Annotated in this window: 16 protein-coding genes, 1 tRNA gene and 1 pseudogene; 4 read left to right on the forward strand and 14 right to left on the reverse strand. The window is 58.5% G+C overall.

Going from position 1 to position 15,016, the window contains the following annotated elements; translation table 11 throughout:
* Positions 1–21: 21 nt before the first annotated feature.
* On the reverse strand, positions 22–855 hold the full coding sequence (locus AC1RJW_RS19595; RefSeq protein WP_493046466.1) for a DUF8616 domain-containing protein: 834 nt from the start codon (positions 853–855) through the stop codon (positions 22–24).
* Between AC1RJW_RS19595 and AC1RJW_RS19600 the strand changes: the two genes are divergently transcribed.
* Positions 830–1,006 (forward strand): hypothetical protein, encoded by a 177-nt coding sequence (locus tag AC1RJW_RS19600; protein WP_493046508.1) that lies wholly within the window; start codon positions 830–832, stop codon positions 1,004–1,006. The genes AC1RJW_RS19595 and AC1RJW_RS19600 overlap by 26 nt on opposite strands.
* A gap of 447 nt (positions 1,007–1,453) precedes the next feature.
* Here AC1RJW_RS19600 and AC1RJW_RS19605 read toward each other — a convergent pair whose 3' ends face one another.
* The 3 genes from AC1RJW_RS19605 to AC1RJW_RS19615 all read right to left on the reverse strand — a co-directional run bounded on the left by AC1RJW_RS19605 (position 1,454) and on the right by AC1RJW_RS19615 (position 3,451).
* Positions 1,454–1,603 (reverse strand): hypothetical protein, encoded by a 150-nt coding sequence (locus AC1RJW_RS19605; RefSeq protein ID WP_493046467.1) that lies wholly within the window; start codon positions 1,601–1,603, stop codon positions 1,454–1,456.
* Between the two features lie 40 nt (positions 1,604–1,643).
* Positions 1,644–2,261 (reverse strand): hypothetical protein, encoded by a 618-nt coding sequence (locus AC1RJW_RS19610; protein WP_493046468.1) that lies wholly within the window; start codon positions 2,259–2,261, stop codon positions 1,644–1,646.
* A 470-nt stretch (positions 2,262–2,731) separates the two neighbouring features.
* Positions 2,732–3,451: a helix-turn-helix transcriptional regulator gene (locus AC1RJW_RS19615; RefSeq protein WP_493046469.1), complete on the reverse strand. Its 720-nt coding sequence runs from the start codon at positions 3,449–3,451 to the stop codon at positions 2,732–2,734.
* Between the two features lie 321 nt (positions 3,452–3,772).
* Between AC1RJW_RS19615 and AC1RJW_RS19620 the strand changes: the two are divergent.
* A pseudogene (locus tag AC1RJW_RS19620) lies at positions 3,773–4,570 on the forward strand (alpha/beta fold hydrolase); the annotation flags it as partial.
* A gap of 273 nt (positions 4,571–4,843) precedes the next feature.
* On the opposite strand, the gene AC1RJW_RS19625 reads toward AC1RJW_RS19620, so the two are convergent.
* The 5 genes from AC1RJW_RS19625 to AC1RJW_RS19645 all read right to left on the reverse strand — a co-directional run bounded on the left by AC1RJW_RS19625 (position 4,844) and on the right by AC1RJW_RS19645 (position 7,687).
* The gene (locus AC1RJW_RS19625) at positions 4,844–5,107 is read right to left on the reverse strand and encodes a hypothetical protein (RefSeq protein ID WP_493046470.1); all 264 of its coding nucleotides are present in this window, start codon (positions 5,105–5,107) and stop codon (positions 4,844–4,846) included.
* Positions 5,108–5,392: 285 nt separating this feature from the next.
* Positions 5,393–5,467: transfer RNA gene (locus tag AC1RJW_RS19630), tRNA-Val, on the reverse strand.
* 81 nt (positions 5,468–5,548) lie between these two features.
* Positions 5,549–6,265 (reverse strand): DNA polymerase III subunit epsilon, encoded by a 717-nt coding sequence (gene dnaQ / locus AC1RJW_RS19635; protein WP_489627040.1) that lies wholly within the window; start codon positions 6,263–6,265, stop codon positions 5,549–5,551.
* 215 nt (positions 6,266–6,480) lie between these two features.
* Positions 6,481–6,918, reverse strand: a complete 438-nt coding sequence (gene rnhA, locus AC1RJW_RS19640; RefSeq protein ID WP_092800349.1) for a ribonuclease HI — start codon at positions 6,916–6,918, stop codon at positions 6,481–6,483.
* Positions 6,911–7,687: a class I SAM-dependent methyltransferase gene (locus AC1RJW_RS19645; RefSeq protein WP_493046471.1), complete on the reverse strand. Its 777-nt coding sequence runs from the start codon at positions 7,685–7,687 to the stop codon at positions 6,911–6,913. The genes rnhA and AC1RJW_RS19645 overlap by 8 nt, the downstream gene beginning before the upstream one ends.
* A gap of 19 nt (positions 7,688–7,706) precedes the next feature.
* Here AC1RJW_RS19645 and gloB point away from each other — a divergent pair, with 19 nt between their 5' ends.
* A complete protein-coding gene (gloB, locus tag AC1RJW_RS19650) occupies positions 7,707–8,516 on the forward strand; it encodes a hydroxyacylglutathione hydrolase (RefSeq protein WP_493046472.1) in 810 nt (269 codons plus the stop codon).
* An 80-nt stretch (positions 8,517–8,596) separates the two neighbouring features.
* On the opposite strand, the gene aceB is transcribed toward gloB, so the two are convergent.
* On the reverse strand, positions 8,597–10,195 hold the full coding sequence (gene aceB, locus AC1RJW_RS19655; RefSeq protein ID WP_493046473.1) for a malate synthase A: 1,599 nt from the start codon (positions 10,193–10,195) through the stop codon (positions 8,597–8,599).
* Positions 10,196–10,410: 215 nt separating this feature from the next.
* Between aceB and AC1RJW_RS19660 the strand changes: the two genes are divergently transcribed.
* A complete protein-coding gene (locus AC1RJW_RS19660; RefSeq protein WP_493046474.1) occupies positions 10,411–11,322 on the forward strand; it encodes a LysR family transcriptional regulator in 912 nt (303 codons plus the stop codon).
* A gap of 229 nt (positions 11,323–11,551) precedes the next feature.
* Here AC1RJW_RS19660 and AC1RJW_RS19665 read toward each other — a convergent pair whose 3' ends face one another.
* The 4 genes from AC1RJW_RS19665 to AC1RJW_RS19680 form a co-directional block, all read right to left on the reverse strand.
* Positions 11,552–11,755, reverse strand: coding sequence for a cold-shock protein (locus AC1RJW_RS19665; RefSeq protein ID WP_010398811.1), 204 nt, complete (start codon positions 11,753–11,755; stop codon positions 11,552–11,554).
* Between the two features lie 298 nt (positions 11,756–12,053).
* Entirely contained in the window at positions 12,054–12,416 is a 363-nt protein-coding gene (locus AC1RJW_RS19670; protein ID WP_493046475.1) for an Hpt domain-containing protein, read from the reverse strand.
* Between the two features lie 21 nt (positions 12,417–12,437).
* Entirely contained in the window at positions 12,438–13,088 is a 651-nt protein-coding gene (gene upp, locus AC1RJW_RS19675) for a uracil phosphoribosyltransferase (RefSeq protein WP_326458529.1), read from the reverse strand.
* Between the two features lie 146 nt (positions 13,089–13,234).
* A complete protein-coding gene (locus AC1RJW_RS19680; RefSeq protein ID WP_493046476.1) occupies positions 13,235–14,917 on the reverse strand; it encodes an isovaleryl-CoA dehydrogenase in 1,683 nt (560 codons plus the stop codon).
* Positions 14,918–15,016 lie beyond the last annotated feature (99 nt).

The following is a 15,016-nucleotide window of genomic DNA, read 5'->3' on the forward strand; positions in this document are numbered from 1 at the left end:
GTAGCGGACTGATACTGACATTCAAATTGCCGGGCTTGTCCTTGTCAAGGAATTCAACTTCTTCTCGGCTTTCTTGTCGCCCTGGGCGGCCGATTGCTTGAGTAGTGCGACGGCAGCGGCCGCATCTCCAGGCTTGTCCCGCTCGAGGCGCATGATAGCAGCGTTGAAGGCAGCAATAGGACTATTCAACGCTGCGCCGTCGTCGTACGATTTCAGCGCGCCGTCGGGGCAGAGCATGAAAATGTCCTTTGCAATACCAACTTGCAGCAAGCCGGCCGCGTCATGCGCTTTGACGAACTCAACTTCCAAATCAATCGCCCAGCCCGGAACCAGCGACGCCATAACTTGGTCATTCTGGCCTACCCAGTAAGGGCCGCTGACCCGGCCGGTGAAAGCTTGGTGCGTCGTGTGCAGTGCGCCTTTTGGCGATACCCACACGAACCCGTTCTGCCCGGTAACGGGTAAGCCATCAAGTGCCTCTGACAGTTTCTGAGCCAGGGACTTGGAGTGCGGATCAGGCGCGATGCCGCTCCACGATGCGACCAATATCACGCGCTTGATCTTGCTTCCTTGCTGCCGCACCATGGCAGCTACCTCTTCAATCTCAAGAATGCGGTAGTCCCCGTCATATAAATGCCATGGGCTGCTATGGGTGGCAATTGACAGTGTTGTGGGGCCGTCGTCTGGCATTGCATTCATGTATTTATACATGGCTTCATCCGCGCGGACGCACTGGCCACTCGCGGGGGAACATTGTTTGATCGAGACGCCCCCCTCCAATTGCACCGTGGTAGAACAATCGGCCTGTGCACCGCAGCAAGAGACAAGAATGAACAAGAACACGAAGAATTTCATCGAGAGAGTCAAATTTAGTAATTCGATTTACACCACTAATGTTATCGGCGTATTAGTAGCGGCGGAGTTTGATTTATTTTGCATGTCCGCTCTTGGCCGGTTGCCGTCGTTGGCAGGTACCGCCCCGAAGCAGACCCTGGCCGGACGCTAATTCTGCTTAATGCTGAAAGAAAAACCGTAATCCAAGCGCCCCCAAAATGTACGGCCAAAATTTGATAGGGATATAGAAAAGATCATGTCTTGATATCAGGTGTATTTCTTGTCCAGTTGACTTGTCGATAACAACGCGCGGTTCGCTTGACCGCTCGATAGCGAAATGGAGCGCATACACAAGAGCTGCCGCGAGTAGCATCCCCGTTAACTCAACTCCAGGGCGGAATTTAGTCGGCAAAGGTGTGCCCCAAAGATGTTGTGCGGTGATCGTAGCCGCCGCATATCCTACGACCGTAAGAAGTGCCACTAGAATTCCATAGCCGCGCCAGATGAGCATAGCCCTCCCTCTTTAAAGTTTAATAGTTTTGTATTTAAAAACGACCGCTTCTGGCCGCCAACGGCCCATGAGCATAACGAATTAGCCAGTGAGAAAAGTCACACATTGTCACCTCAACGTGAATGTCCGCTCCTGGCCGGTATCGGCCGCATGAATCTCCGCCGTTTCCTCGGCCGTGGGTGAAAAGCTCCACATGTTTCCCATTGCTTCGCGATTGATGTCGTCGGCATCAATTAGCACCTCATCGTCTTGCGCCATTTCCAGTCATGCATTGACTGTCCTGCAATTCATCATGTCGTCATGCATCCCATGTTTTAAAAGCCGTCCATACCGAGCGCCATGCGCCATGCGGAAGTTTGGCCTGCATGGAAAGTGACAGTCCGCCGTCACCCATACGATCGCCTGGCTTCCATTGTTTATTCTTCAGACTAAGTGCCCGTGCTCTTCCCATGTCGACAGTTTTCATGTCTTTGATGTCATAGCCGACTTCCAATACGGGATGCAGCACTTCTCCATTAGCTGTCAAATATAAAGTATCGACATGGACCTTGGGTTTGTCAAAACGTTCGTAAAGCCTTGTTGCAGCGGATTTGAAACCCTGGCCAATGGCGATGCTGATGGTCGTTGGGCCATTGCAGCCCAGAAGCGAGGCAAGCGCCCAATAATCATGATCAGCCGTGACAAGCCTGGCCAAACAGCGTTCTATCCATGCCGATTCATCAGTTCTGAATTCTTTCCAGTATGGAGAAAACGAATTTTGCAGGTAGGCAACTTCGTGCAGCGCACCGACCAGGTTAATCTGCTTGTCCACGCAGCCAATATCTTGCAACAGATGGGCTGCGGCTGCGGCGACCGCATACTCGCCTTTGGCCATGGCCTTGTCTTCGAGTTTTTTCAGTTTGGTGTTAATACTCATTCTTTTCCTGGTGCGAACGATACCGCGTTCGTTATGGTTACTGGTGGCTCCTGGAAGCGGGAGCCGCGGCATGGCTCGCGTTGACGCAAGCTTGATCGCGCGCCCCTATAAACAGGCGGGGCGCCAACGCTCCATGCCGTCCTCTTCATCGAGAATGCTTAAAGTATTATCCAAAGTCTCCATCATTCCTTTTCTGTATCCTAGAAATATCAAAACCGATGTTGCGAAGGGCTGTTTCTGGCCGTTTTGCGCCCAAGAGCATAACAAGTTGCCAATCGGAAAAACTCACACATTGTCACATGCTGGTGCGAAGGCCCGCTATGGGGGGAGCTGCTCTTCGTTAAACGTCCGCTTCTGGCCGAAAGCTGCTTGTCGGCGTCGCCAATGGCCGCGTGCAAATGGTCAATCGGAAGCTGGCAGGTGACAATGGTCGAGCGGCTACCGTGGCTCTAGCGGCTGTCAGAACTACGTCAACGAGGTAAATCACGGATCGGGGAGACGCTATCCCCGAATAGCACACGCCGCCGGCGAAACGGTGCGCCCTGGATGCATTCCGGTCTGCTGATCCGGTCCATTCGAAAATGACGGAAGTCCTCGCGCGCAGGATCCCAGGCCACTAAATACCAGAGCGGTGGCAAGATGAGCATGGCTTGCGGTTCAACAACTCGATTGGTTACTCCCCCTTTTGCGTCACTATATTGGAAACCTAGGTGCAGCCGCTGGAGAAAAGCTTGCTCGAATGCGGGCAGCAGGGCAGGCTCCATCGCTTCCATATCTGATATATCCACCAGTGGTGAAAGCTGCCCGACATACAGGCAGTCCAGAAACCGGCGCAGGTCGTGCACCTTGTCGGGCGGCAGGGCCTGCTCAATCTTGGCCAGCCCGGCATCTGCAAGACCTGAAAACGGTATATTCATGGCTGCCCGCATCGATGCAACGCTGACGAGCAGCGCAAAGACCTCGGCGACCGAGAGACGCGGCGTGGTCTGAACCGATTGCAAATTAAGTTGCAGGCCACCGCCGCGACCCGGTTCGGAATAAATGACAAAGCCCTCATCGCGCAGCGCGCTGATGTCACGCAACACCGTCCGCCTGGATACGCCAATCTCCTCCGCCAGTGCTCCGACTGTCGAAGTGCTGTTGCGGCGAAGGCTGCGTACGATGACGTCATGTCGAAGGCGAAGATTCATGTCTCATCCTACCCTTAAATGGTGCCAGTATTTGGCACCATTGGATTTTAATATATCAGTGTTGCCGTCGAAACTGCCGTGCACACCCATTAAACCCGAGGACAGGAAAGAGCGGGCACTCCAAAACGGAATGAGTCGCTTGATCACCCGGGACGACCAAATAAAGGAAATACTAATGTCAACCACAACCCATTTTCCCAAGCCTACGTTTGTTCCAATCAACGGCGTGGTACTGGAAGTCTTTGAAGCAGGCCGACAAAATGGCGGAAATCCAATCGTACTCTGTCACGGCTGGCCTGAGCACGCCTTACCTGGCGCAATCAGATTCCCGCCCTTGTCGCGGCGGGCTACCATGTCATCATCCCCAACCAGCGGGGCTACGGCAATTCGTCCCATCCGGCCGAAGTGACGGACTATGACATTCGAAATCTGTCGGGCGATCTTGTCGCTCTTCTCGATCACTACGGATACCAGGATGCGACCTTCGTCGGTCATGACTGGGGTGCAATGGTCGTTTGGGGGCTGGCCCTGCTCTATCCGGACCGCGTAAACAAAGTGATAAATCTAAGCCTGCCTTACCAGGAGCGTGGCGCAAGCCCCTGGATCGAAGTCCTTGAGCAAATCTTGGGCAGCGACTATTACTTTGTCCATTTCAATCGAAAGCCGGGTGTCGCGGACGCCATATTGGACGACAATACCTTCCGGTTCCTGCGCAACCTGTACCGGAAAAACGTGCCACTCAAGGAACCCGAGCCGGGCATGGCAATGATCAATCTGGCCAGAGCAGAAACTCCACTCGGCGAGCCTTTGATGAGCGACAGCGAATTAGCCGTTTTCGTCTCGGCCTTCGAAAAAACTGGGTTCACGGGCAGTATTAACTGGTACAGGAATCTCGACCGCAACTGGCACCTATTGGCGGATGTGGACCCTGTCATCCATCAACCTACGCTCATGATTTATGGGGACCGTGATGTGGTTCTCAAATCAGAAAGACTGGCAAAGTTCGTGCCCAATGTGGACGTGATCAGTTTGGATTGCGGTCACTGGATCCAGCAGGAAAAGCCGGAAGAAACCAACCAGGCGATATTGAATTGGCTGGCACGGCAGAGCTCAATCTGATCGTAGGGCCGGTTCAAGGGCATGTACGCTCTCCGGCCCGGCCGGAGGGCAGGATGGCACGCCGAAAGCTATCAGTGAGTGGTACGCCTTCAAGCGCATGAATTCTATTTCTGAGGAAATCTACGAACACAGCACGAGTCAAACTACCTGCGGCATAAGCCTCTAGCGAGTTCTCCAGCCGCTCAAGAATCGAAAGATTCGACACGAAATGTCCTTCAATCGCCTGCTGGCGTAAATTACGTTTGACCGTCCGCTTCTGGCCGAACTCGGCCGTTATTCCTCACATTCGTCGAGCAAAAGCAAACGCTGCACTTCTTCATCGCTCGGCTGCCAGTCAGCACCACGTTCCTCGTAAATCTTTACAAGCCCCAGTAGAGTCAATGGGTCATCAGCGACAAAAATACACGTGTCATCTTCCGCTTGATATTGTTGTTCAGCCGTCTTGTCTCGAGTTACCGCATAGCCAAATTTGTGCAAGACGCCCAACGCAGGAGCAAGCGTGTTTCCAGCGGCTGCAATTCGAATTTTATGTTGCATTTCAACGATTCCATCATCAGTACAGATGCATTTCGTGCCAAGGGCCGTCCGCTCTTGGCCGATAGCGGACGAGCTGTATGGCTTAGTGTACAAACTTGTTGCTTTGAGAGCAAGGGGGAGGTTGGATAGGCACTTGAAACCAGCTAGATGTGAAAACGGCCGCAGGAAGCGGCCGTATCATTTTGGGCTGGACAATGGACGAAAATCCCATTGCCCCAAGTTTGCCCCAAGTTCCTATTCAGACAAGATATTAAATCCTAAGTCATTGAATACAAACGAAAAATTTGGTGGGAAGTGCAAGTTTCGAACTTGCGACCCCTGCAGTGTGAATGCAGTGCTCTACCCCTGAGCTAACCTCCCGAAGCGAGGCGAATTATCGCATAGGTATTGCGGCATCTGCAAGGGCTGGCAAGAGGAATTTTACCATGCGCCGCTTTTTTCTCAGGCGGCCGCTGGGGGAGCCGTGACGGCAGTCCAGATGCACTGGCCCTTGGCGGCCTTGTCGAGACCGGCGATGGTGGCTGCGTGGGCGGCGAGCTCGTCGGCTGTGGCGCTCTGGAAGATGACTTCGGCCAGCGGCACGATTTCAAGCACGGCGCCGTCGGCGGCCACTTCCACTTCCTCTTCCATGCTCAGACTGTTTTGCCCGCGCGTCATGGCCAGGTAGACGTCGGCCAGCAATTCGGAGTCGAGCAGCGCGCCGTGCAGCTTGCGGTGGGCGTTCGAGACGCCGTAGCGGTCGCACAGGGCATCGAGCGAGTTGCGCTTGCCCGGATGCATTTCCTTCGCCTGCACCAGGGTATCGATCACGCCGGCGACCTGCTCGTGCACGGGCGGCAGGTTCAGGCGCTTGAATTCCGCGTTCAGGAAGCCGATGTCGAACGGGGCGTTGTGGATGATCAGTTCGGCACCGGCGATGTAGGCACGGAATTCGTCGGCGATTTCCGCGAATTTCGGCTTGTCGCTGAGAAATTCCGTCGTCAATCCGTGGACGGCCAGCGCGCCCTCTTCCGAGTCGCGCTCGGGATTGATGTAATGGTGAAAATTATTACCCGTCAACATGCGGTTGTTCAGCTCGACCGCCCCGATTTCCAGGATGCGGTCGCCCGTACGCGGGTTCAGGCCGGTGGTTTCAGTATCGAGAACAATTTGACGCATGGCGGATTCATTCGTAAAAGCAAAAAGCGAAGGGCACAGTATAGCAAACCTGTGTGCTGCAATCGCACCCAGACATGTTCGAACGCCCAACAAAACCGTAGCGAGCGGCCGTGATTTGTGGCCGAGAAGCGCAACCGTACTTGGTACGGGGGCGCCGAGCCGGTGAGCATCACAGGCCGCAAAGCGCGACGTGCACTAGGTTTGGTTGGGCGTTCTTAGGCGCGCACGGTTTCCACGCCCAGGTTGGCCAGCTCATCGGCCCGCTCATTGCCCGGATGACCGTTGTGGCCCCGTACCCAGCGCCATTCCACTTCATGCACGGCCTGGGCCGTGTCGAGCGCCTGCCACAGGTCGACGTTTTTCACGGGCGCCTTGGCCGCCGTTTTCCAGCCACGCGCCTTCCAGCCGTGGATCCATTCGCTGATGCCCTTCTGGACATACTGGCTATCGGTATACATCACTACCTGGCAGGGACGTTTGAGCGCCGTCAAGGCTTCGATCACGGCCTTCAATTCCATGCGGTTATTTGTCGTATTGAGTTCCCCGCCGTAAATTTCTTTCTTGGCGCCATCGGCCACCATCAGCGCACCCCAGCCGCCCGTGCCGGGATTGCCCTTGCATGCGCCATCGGCGTAAATTTCTACCTTATCCATCTTGCTGTTCCCGCCTTTTATTCGTGACCGGTGCGCCTGCGGGCGCCGTCGCCGGTTTTTTGGTCCACGCCGGACCGATCAAACGCATCCCTTTGACGCGCTTGATCGCCTGCACTATATACACTGCGCCCAGATATGGCCACCAGCGCGCACCCGCCTTGTCCATGAAGGCGTTGCGGCGCAGCCATTTTTCTGTCCTGCAGGCAGGTACGTAGCAGCCGAAGTGGCTTTGGCTGACACCCATGTTCAGCAATTTTAACCAGTCTTTCATGCGCGGCATAGAGATCAGCTCGCCCGCCTGCGGCAGGTAGTGGCGTCCCGTGATCCGTCCCAGCCCCTGGCGCATGCCCCACAGGCTGGCCGGGTTGAAGCCGCAGACGATCACGCGCCCCTCGGGGATCAGCACGCGCTCGACTTCGCGCAAGACCTGGTGCGGCTCGGCGGCAAATTCAAGCACGTGCGGCAAGACCACGAGGTCCAGGCTTTGCGAGTCGAACGGCAGCTCGTCGAAGGCCGACACCAGGGTCAAGCGGCTCTCTTGCGGCGGGCGCGACGGCAGGCGCGAATCGAGCAGCCATTTGTTCGGCATGCGGCTGGCGGCCAGCGCGTTGAGCTGGGGCAAGCCGATCTGCACGGCGTTAAAGCCGAAGATATCGACGGTCAGGCTGTCGAGGCATTGCTGTTCCCAGGCGCGCACGTACAGACCGGCCGGGGTCTGCAACCAGCCGTCAAGCGCTATAATGGATTTTTCGGATGCCACACTGTCCATTCAGTTTTCTCTTTTGCTCATGACACAATCCCCTGAACACGCTTTATCGGTACTTGCCGTGCCCGCCTTCGCCGACAATTACCTGTGGCTGATCCATGACGGCCGCCACGCCGCCGTGGTCGACCCTGGCGATGCGATGGCCATCCTCGATGCGCTGCAAGCCCGTCAGTTGACCTTGTCCGCCATTTTACTCACGCATCACCACGCCGACCACACGGGTGGCGTACCTGAATTGTTGCAGCATTTCGCCGTGCCCGTCTTCGGCCCGCGCAATGAGGCTATCACAGCCATCACGGAACCGCTTGGCGAAGGCGATGTCGCCTATGTCGCCGAGCTGGGCTTGCAGATGACGGTCATCGACGTGCCCGGCCATACCAAGGGCCATATCGCCTATGTGCGCCAGCGCGACGAGCGCAGCGGCGCACCATGGCTGTTTTCCGGCGACACCCTGTTTGCCGGCGGCTGCGGCCGCCTGTTCGAAGGCACGCCGGGCCAGATGGCCGACTCGCTGGGCAAGCTGGCCGCCCTGCCCGACGATACCGAGGTATTTTGCGCGCATGAGTACACCTTGTCCAATCTGCGCTTCGCCAACGCCGTCGAGCCGGGCAATATGGCCTTGCAGGAACGCATCGCCATTGACACGGAAAAACGCCAGCAAGGCTTAGCGACCGTGCCGTCGACCATTGCCATGGAAAAAGCCACGAACCCCTTCCTGCGCTACCGTGAACCGGCGATCTTGACCAGCCTGAAGGTCGAGGGCAAGCTGGCCAGCGACGCTTCGCCCGTGGAAGCGTTTGCAGCCTTGCGGATGTGGAAGAATAATTTTTAAACGCCTCCTTTCGCAATAAAAAATCCCGGCAGATGCTGATGGCATCGCCGGGATTTTTTTATGCTGTTATTTGATCAGGATCAGATTTCTTCATACAGCGGCAAGGTCAGGAACTCGGCGAACGATTCCGACGTCGACATTTCCTCGAAAATCTGGCCGGCGCGCACATAGGTCGGACCGTTGCCGCCTGGCGCATCGCGCTGCACTTTGGCCAGCTCTTCCGGAATCATGGCGCGTACCATGTCGGCCGTCACCTTGCGGCCATCTTCCAGCACGCCCTTGCTGGAACGGATCCACTGCCACACTTGCGAGCGGCTGATCTCGGCCGTGGCCGCGTCTTCCATCAGGTTGTGGATGGGCACGCAACCATTGCCGGCCAGCCAGCTGCCCAGGTAATGGATACCCACGTTGATGTTGTAACGCAAGCCCGCTTCCGTGATCGGCGCTTCCGGCTGGAAATTCAGCAAGTCCGATGCCTTGACGTCGATGTCGGGACGCTGCTTGTCGATCTGGTTCGGCTTGTCACCCAGCACTTTCGTGAACTCGCCCATGGCCAGCTCGACCAGGCCCGGATGGGCAACCCAGCCGCCATCGTAGCCGTCGGTGGCATCGCGCGCCTTGTCGTTGCGCACGCCACCCATGGCGATGTCGTTCTTTTCCGGATCGTTCTTGATCGGGATCAAGGCCGCCATGCCGCCGATGGCCGGTGCACCGCGTTTGTGGCAGGTTTTCAGCAGCAGCAAGGCGTAGGCGCGCATGAACGGTGCCGTCATCGTGACCTTGGCGCGGTCGGCCAGACAGAAATCCTTGTCCAGCTTGAATTTCTTGATGCACGAGAAGATGTAATCCCAGCGGCCCGCGTTCAGGCCCGAGCTGTGCTCCTTCAGTTCGTACAGGATTTCATCCATTTCGAACGCGGCGAGGATGGTTTCGATCAGCACCGTCGCCTTGATCGTGCCTTGTGGCAAGCCCAATTCGTTTTGCGTCATGACGAAGATGTCGTTCCACAGGCGCGCTTCCAGGTGCGATTCCATCTTCGGCAGGTAGAAATACGGGCCGGCGCCGCGCGCCAGCTGTTCCTTGGCGTTATGGAACATGAACAGGGCGAAATCGAAAATGCCGCCGGAAATGCGCTTGCCGTCGACCAGCACGTGTTTTTCATCGAGGTGCCAGCCACGCGGACGCACGACGAGGGTCGCGATCTTGTCGTTCAGCTTGTACGACTTGCCATTTTGCTCCAGCGAAATCGTCTTGCGCACGGCGTCGAACATATTGATCTGGCCCGTGATCTGGTTATCCCAGTTCGGCGTGTTCGAATCCTCGAAGTCCGTCATGTAGCTGTCCGCGCCGGAGTTGAAGGCGTTGATGACCATCTTGCGCTCGACGGGACCGGTGATTTCCACGCGGCGGCATTCCAGCGCCTTCGGGATCGGCGCGATCTTCCAGTCGCCATCGCGGATGTGCGCGGTTTCTGGCAAGAAATCAGGACGCTCGCCCGCGTCCAGGCGCTTGGCCCGCTCCACGCGCACGGCCAGCAATTGCTGGCGGCGCGGTTCGAATGCACGCGTCAGCTTGGCCACCAGCGCCAGCGCTGCCGGCGTCAAAATCTGTTCGTAGCCGGGCTGGATGTCACCCGTGATTTGCATGCCTTCTGGAAGTGCGATCGTGTTCTGCGTCATGAAGTTCTCCGGTTTTTAATAAATATAAGCAAAAGTAATCTGGTGATCCAAGTATAAGCCGAACGACTGCGCGGGCAAGCTGGACAGAGGTGCAAAAACACTCTGCCAGGCGGCGCGTTTGTTCTATAGTATTGCACTATAAGGCATGGAAACGAGATTAAAAATCACTTCATCTATGCGTTTTTATCACAAGTGATGAGATAGCGAGACAGCATATGGGCCAGTTCAGACAAATATCGACCTTCGTGGAAGTGGTCGCCAAGGGCAGCCTGTCGGCGGCCGCGCGCGCCGAAGGCATCGCCCCGGCCATGATAGGCCGGCGCCTCGATGCGCTGGAGCAGCGTCTGGGCGTCAAATTGCTGCAGCGTACGACACGCAAGCTGGCACTGACGAATGAAGGCGCCGCCTTCCTGGAAGATTGCCAGCGCATTCTGGGTGAACTGGAGGAGGCGGAAGCGGCTGTGGCCGTGCGCAGCGTGAAGGCCAGCGGCCATCTGCTCATTTCCGCGCCGGCCGGCTTCGGACGCCAGCACGTGGCGCCCTTGATCCCCTCTTTCGTGGCCGAGCACCGCGACGTGACGGTGTCGCTGAACCTGAACGACCGCCTCGTCGACCTGATCGGCGAAGGCATTGACGTGGCCATCCGCATCGCCAGCCTGTCCGATTCCTCGCTGGTGAGCACCAAGCTGGCCGACAACCAGCGCGTGCTGGTCGGCTCGCCCGCCTATCTGAAACGGGCGGGCACGCCGCGTATCCCGGCCGACCTGGCCAAGCACAATTGCCTGGCGATCAGCAGCGAAGGCAGCCAGCGGGGCTGGACCTTCCGTGAAAACGGCAAAAACGTGATCTTGAAGGTGGCGGGCAATATGGTCTGCAACGATGGCGAAGTGCTGCACGACTGGGCCCTGGCCGGCAAAGGACTTGCCTGGCGTTCGATGTGGGAAGTGGGCGCGGAGATCGCCTCGGGCCAGCTGGTGACGGTGCTGGACCAGTTCGCCGCGCCAGGCAATGACATTTATGCCGTCTTCGCCCAGCGCCGCCATCTGCCGCTGCGCATACGGGCGTTCGTGGATTTTTTGCGGCACAGCTATGCGCAACCCGATTACTGGCGGGAAAGAGCAATCTAGTCACTGCCGGCCGGAATCGTAGAGCGTAGCTTGCGCGTAAGCCGCCCCTGGTGGTGTTGGCAAGATGTATGGGCTGGTGTCGGCTTACGCTGCGCTAAGCCGACCTACACGGCGACGCAAGCACACCGAAAAAGCGCGCAGCCCACGCACATCCCCTGCTTTACGGAAATTCAGGCGAAAAAAAATCCTCGGAGACCGAGGATTTCTTTATTTCGTTTGATCCAGCGTATTAGATTGGCTGAATGTTCGAAGCTTGCTTGCCTTTAGGGCCAGCGGTCACTTCAAAAGAAACGCGTTGGTTCTCTTGCAGGGACTTGAAGCCGTTCGACTGGATAGCCGAGAAGTGAGCGAACAGATCTTCGCCGCCTTCGTCAGGGGTAATAAAGCCGAAACCCTTCGAATCATTGAACCATTTTACGATGCCAGTTGCCATTACAATTTCCTATTTCAGTTAAGTTGGGCTTGCGCCCGTTATATCGTTTGAAGCAAGAAAGAAATGACAGACAAACTGCACTACTACCTCGAATCCAACGATGCCCAATTATACCAACAAAACTGAGAAAAACCATTCTTTCGCAAAATAAACTTGCGAACACTACTTTAATAGCCAAATCCCCGTCTTGCGGCGCCCTGTACCAGCGGCATGGACACACTATATCCTAATCTGCGACGCGGGTGCTTTGCGTTGCATCAAATGAATCATTGCAACCACATCTCTATTGCACTGTCGCTCACGCGGTGAAATGGGTGGCGCCCGCATCGCGCGCGGCCCAGTGCAAGAGCACCTCCACTTGCACCCGCACGGCCGGCCACTCCGCCACCGCTTGCGCGGGGGCATTGAGCATGGCGCGCACCAGTTGTTCGATGCGCCGGCATTCCTGCCCCAGCGCGGCAAAGCCGAAGGTGGCGGCCGAGCCGGCCACCGCGTGCAGCGCGCGGTGCAGCTCCGTCAACGGCTCCAGGCGGGGGCCTTCGCTGTCGCAGCGGCTGCTTGCCTGCGTAATCGCCTGCATCAGGGCCGGCACGCCGGCCGCATATTTTTCGTTCAGGGCGCGCAAACGCGCGCGGAAGTCGGGATCGATCAAGGTTGCCATCGCGATACTCGCCTGAATAGCTTACTTGGTGCCGAAGATGCGGTCGCCGGCATCGCCCAGACCCGGCACGATGTAGGCGTGGTCATCCAAATGCGAATCGAGCGAAGCGCAGAACATCTTGACGTTCGGATGCGCGTTCTGGAACACGGTCACGCCTTCCGGCGCGGCCACCAGCGCCAGGAAGATGATCTGCTCGTCCGTCACGCCGCGCTTTTTCAGCACGTCGACAGCGTACACGGCCGAATTGCCGGTCGCTACCATCGGATCGCACAGGATGAAGGTGCGCTCGTTCAGGTCGGGCAGGCGCACCAGGTATTCCACCGGCATGTGGGTGGCCGGGTCGCGGTACACGCCGATATGGCCGACCCTGGCCGATGGCACCAGGTTCAGCAGGCCATCGCTCATGCCGATGCCGGCACGCAGGATGGGCACGATGGCCAGTTTCTTCCCAGCAATGACGGGCGCATCGATGGTCACCAGCGGCGTCCTGATTTCGCGCGTCGTCAGCGGCAGGTCGCGCGTGATTTCATAGCCCATCAGCAAAGTGATTTCCTTGAGCAATTCGCGGAAGGTGCGCGTCGACGTGTCGTGCTCGCGCATGTGGCTCAGTTTGTGCTGGATCAATGGGTGATCGGTAATGAACAAATTCGGGAAGCGTGGATCTTGTTTCATATTGTTTTTCTTTCTCTACTCTCTGGCGCGGCGGCAGGCATGCACCGCAAGCGCGCTGTGTGTCGATAAAATCATGGATTGCAGCATTATCCCAGCCCGCAGCCCGCCTGTGGCCGGAATTTTCGAAATAATCGGTTTTATTGAAATCAATACTCGCGCAGCGCGCGCGCCAGGATGGCCGCGCAATTGGTGCCCGCCGGCAAGCGGCCGTACGCCCCGCCCGGCGCCTGTACCAGGCGCGACTGCAGGAACGCTTGCGCGACGAACGGCGGCGCATGGCGCAGCAGCAAGGCCGCCTGCACGGCCAGCACGATGCGCTCGGACAATTGCCGCGCGCCAAATTCATCCGTTTGCGCGCCATCCAGGTCGGCCAGCAGGCGCGCGCGGTAAGCAGCAAAGGCCGCGTCATCATCGCCGGCCAGCGCCAGCTCGGCCGCCAGGGCGTCGCGCGCGGCCGGCGACTTGCCGAAGGCGCGCAAGACGTCGAGGCACATGACGTTGCCCGAGCCTTCCCAGATCGAGTTGACGGGCAGCTCGCGGTACAGGCGCGCCAGCGGCGCGTCTTCCACGTAGCCCGTGCCGCCCAGCACTTCCATGGCTTCCGCTCCGAAGCCGGGCCCCCGCTTGCAGATCCAGTACTTGCCGGCCGGCGTGAGCACGCGCGCCAGCATCGCCTGCCCTGCATCGCCCTTTTCATCGAAGCAGCGGGCCAGGCGCAGCGCAAACGCTGTGGCAGCCTCGGATTCGAGCGCCAGGTCGGCCAGCACGTTTTGCATCAGCGGCTGTTCGACCAGCGGCTTGCCGAACACGGCCCGCTGGCGCGCATGGTGCAGCGCCTGCGTCAAGGCGGCGCGCATGATGCCGGCGCTGCCCAGCACGCAATCGAGGCGCGTGTGGCTGGCCATTTCCAGGATGGTGGGAATGCCGCGCCCCGGCTGCCCCACGAGCCAGCCGCAGGCATCGGTGAATTCCACTTCCGACGAGGCATTCGAACGGTTGCCCAGTTTATCCTTCAGGCGCTGCACGCGGATGGCGTTGCGGCTGCCGTCGGGCAGGTAGCGGGGCAGGAAAAAGCACGACAGTCCGCCCTCGTCCGCCTGGGCCAGGATCAGATGCGCGTCGCACTGCGGCGCCGAGAAAAACCATTTGTGGCCGACGATGCGCCAGGCGCCGCCGGCCTCTTCGCCGAACATGGCCCGCGCCTCGTCCGGCGGCACGGGAGTGGCGCGCGTGGTATTGCTGCGCACATCGGAGCCGCCCTGCTTTTCCGTCATGCCCATGCCGACCAGGGCGCCCCGTTTCTGTTCCACCGGCAAGGAGCGGGGATCATAGTCGCGCGAGAGGATCTTCGGCAGCCAGCGCTCGGCGATTTGCGGCAGATCAAGGGCCTGGCGCAAGGCCGGCACCGAGGCATACGTCATCGTCACGGGACACTGCGTGCCGTTTTCCACCTGCCCCACTAATAGATAGGCGGCCGCGCGCGCCACCTGGGCGCCGGGGCCGGGCGACGCCCAAGGCGACGCGTGCGCGCCCGCGCCCACGAGGATGGCCATCAGTTCATGCCAGGCCGGATGGAACAGCACTTCGTCGATGCGCCGGCCGGCCCGGTCGAACTGCTGCAGCTCGGGCGTGTGGATATTGGCCAGGCGCGCCAGCGCATACGTCTCGGCCCGGCCCAGCCTGTCGCCCAGCGCATCGAGTTCCTGCAGCGCCGCGCCGCCGCCCTCGCGCAGCAGCGCTTCGATCAGCGCCGGGTCGCAGGCGAACAGGTTGACGTTTTCAAACGGCGTGGCCTGGTTGAAAACTTCATGCGTGTCAAAAGCATTCATGGGGGTCTCCCGCGATTTGTTATCATGGCGCCCTTGCCTGCTGCGGGCGCGCCGTCAACACCGTCTGCCAGCCAGACTAGCGTAAAGCGCATGGCGGGG

This window comes from Janthinobacterium sp. GW822-FHT07A03 (assembly GCF_058798815.1).

What these genes read in the sequence shown, in the direction of transcription:
- gloB (WP_493046472.1), top strand. Translation starts at nt 7,707, where the DNA reads ATGACACAATCCCCTGAACACGCTTTATCGGTACTTGCCGTGCCCGCC.
- AC1RJW_RS19660 (WP_493046474.1), top strand. Translation starts at nt 10,411, where the DNA reads ATGGGCCAGTTCAGACAAATATCGACCTTCGTGGAAGTGGTCGCCAAG.
- AC1RJW_RS19680 (WP_493046476.1), bottom strand. Translation starts at nt 14,917, where the DNA reads ATGAATGCTTTTGACACGCATGAAGTTTTCAACCAGGCCACGCCGTTT.
- dnaQ (WP_489627040.1), bottom strand. Translation starts at nt 6,265, where the DNA reads ATGCGTCAAATTGTTCTCGATACTGAAACCACCGGCCTGAACCCGCGT.
- AC1RJW_RS19645 (WP_493046471.1), bottom strand. Translation starts at nt 7,687, where the DNA reads ATGGACAGTGTGGCATCCGAAAAATCCATTATAGCGCTTGACGGCTGG.
- AC1RJW_RS19615 (WP_493046469.1), bottom strand. Translation starts at nt 3,451, where the DNA reads ATGAATCTTCGCCTTCGACATGACGTCATCGTACGCAGCCTTCGCCGC.
- AC1RJW_RS19605 (WP_493046467.1), bottom strand. Translation starts at nt 1,603, where the DNA reads ATGGCGCAAGACGATGAGGTGCTAATTGATGCCGACGACATCAATCGC.
- rnhA (WP_092800349.1), bottom strand. Translation starts at nt 6,918, where the DNA reads ATGGATAAGGTAGAAATTTACGCCGATGGCGCATGCAAGGGCAATCCC.
- AC1RJW_RS19600 (WP_493046508.1), top strand. Translation starts at nt 830, where the DNA reads ATGAACAAGAACACGAAGAATTTCATCGAGAGAGTCAAATTTAGTAAT.
- AC1RJW_RS19625 (WP_493046470.1), bottom strand. Translation starts at nt 5,107, where the DNA reads ATGCAACATAAAATTCGAATTGCAGCCGCTGGAAACACGCTTGCTCCT.
- AC1RJW_RS19610 (WP_493046468.1), bottom strand. Translation starts at nt 2,261, where the DNA reads ATGAGTATTAACACCAAACTGAAAAAACTCGAAGACAAGGCCATGGCC.
- upp (WP_326458529.1), bottom strand. Translation starts at nt 13,088, where the DNA reads ATGAAACAAGATCCACGCTTCCCGAATTTGTTCATTACCGATCACCCA.
- AC1RJW_RS19670 (WP_493046475.1), bottom strand. Translation starts at nt 12,416, where the DNA reads ATGGCAACCTTGATCGATCCCGACTTCCGCGCGCGTTTGCGCGCCCTG.
- AC1RJW_RS19595 (WP_493046466.1), bottom strand. Translation starts at nt 855, where the DNA reads ATGAAATTCTTCGTGTTCTTGTTCATTCTTGTCTCTTGCTGCGGTGCA.
- AC1RJW_RS19665 (WP_010398811.1), bottom strand. Translation starts at nt 11,755, where the DNA reads ATGGCAACTGGCATCGTAAAATGGTTCAATGATTCGAAGGGTTTCGGC.
- aceB (WP_493046473.1), bottom strand. Translation starts at nt 10,195, where the DNA reads ATGACGCAGAACACGATCGCACTTCCAGAAGGCATGCAAATCACGGGT.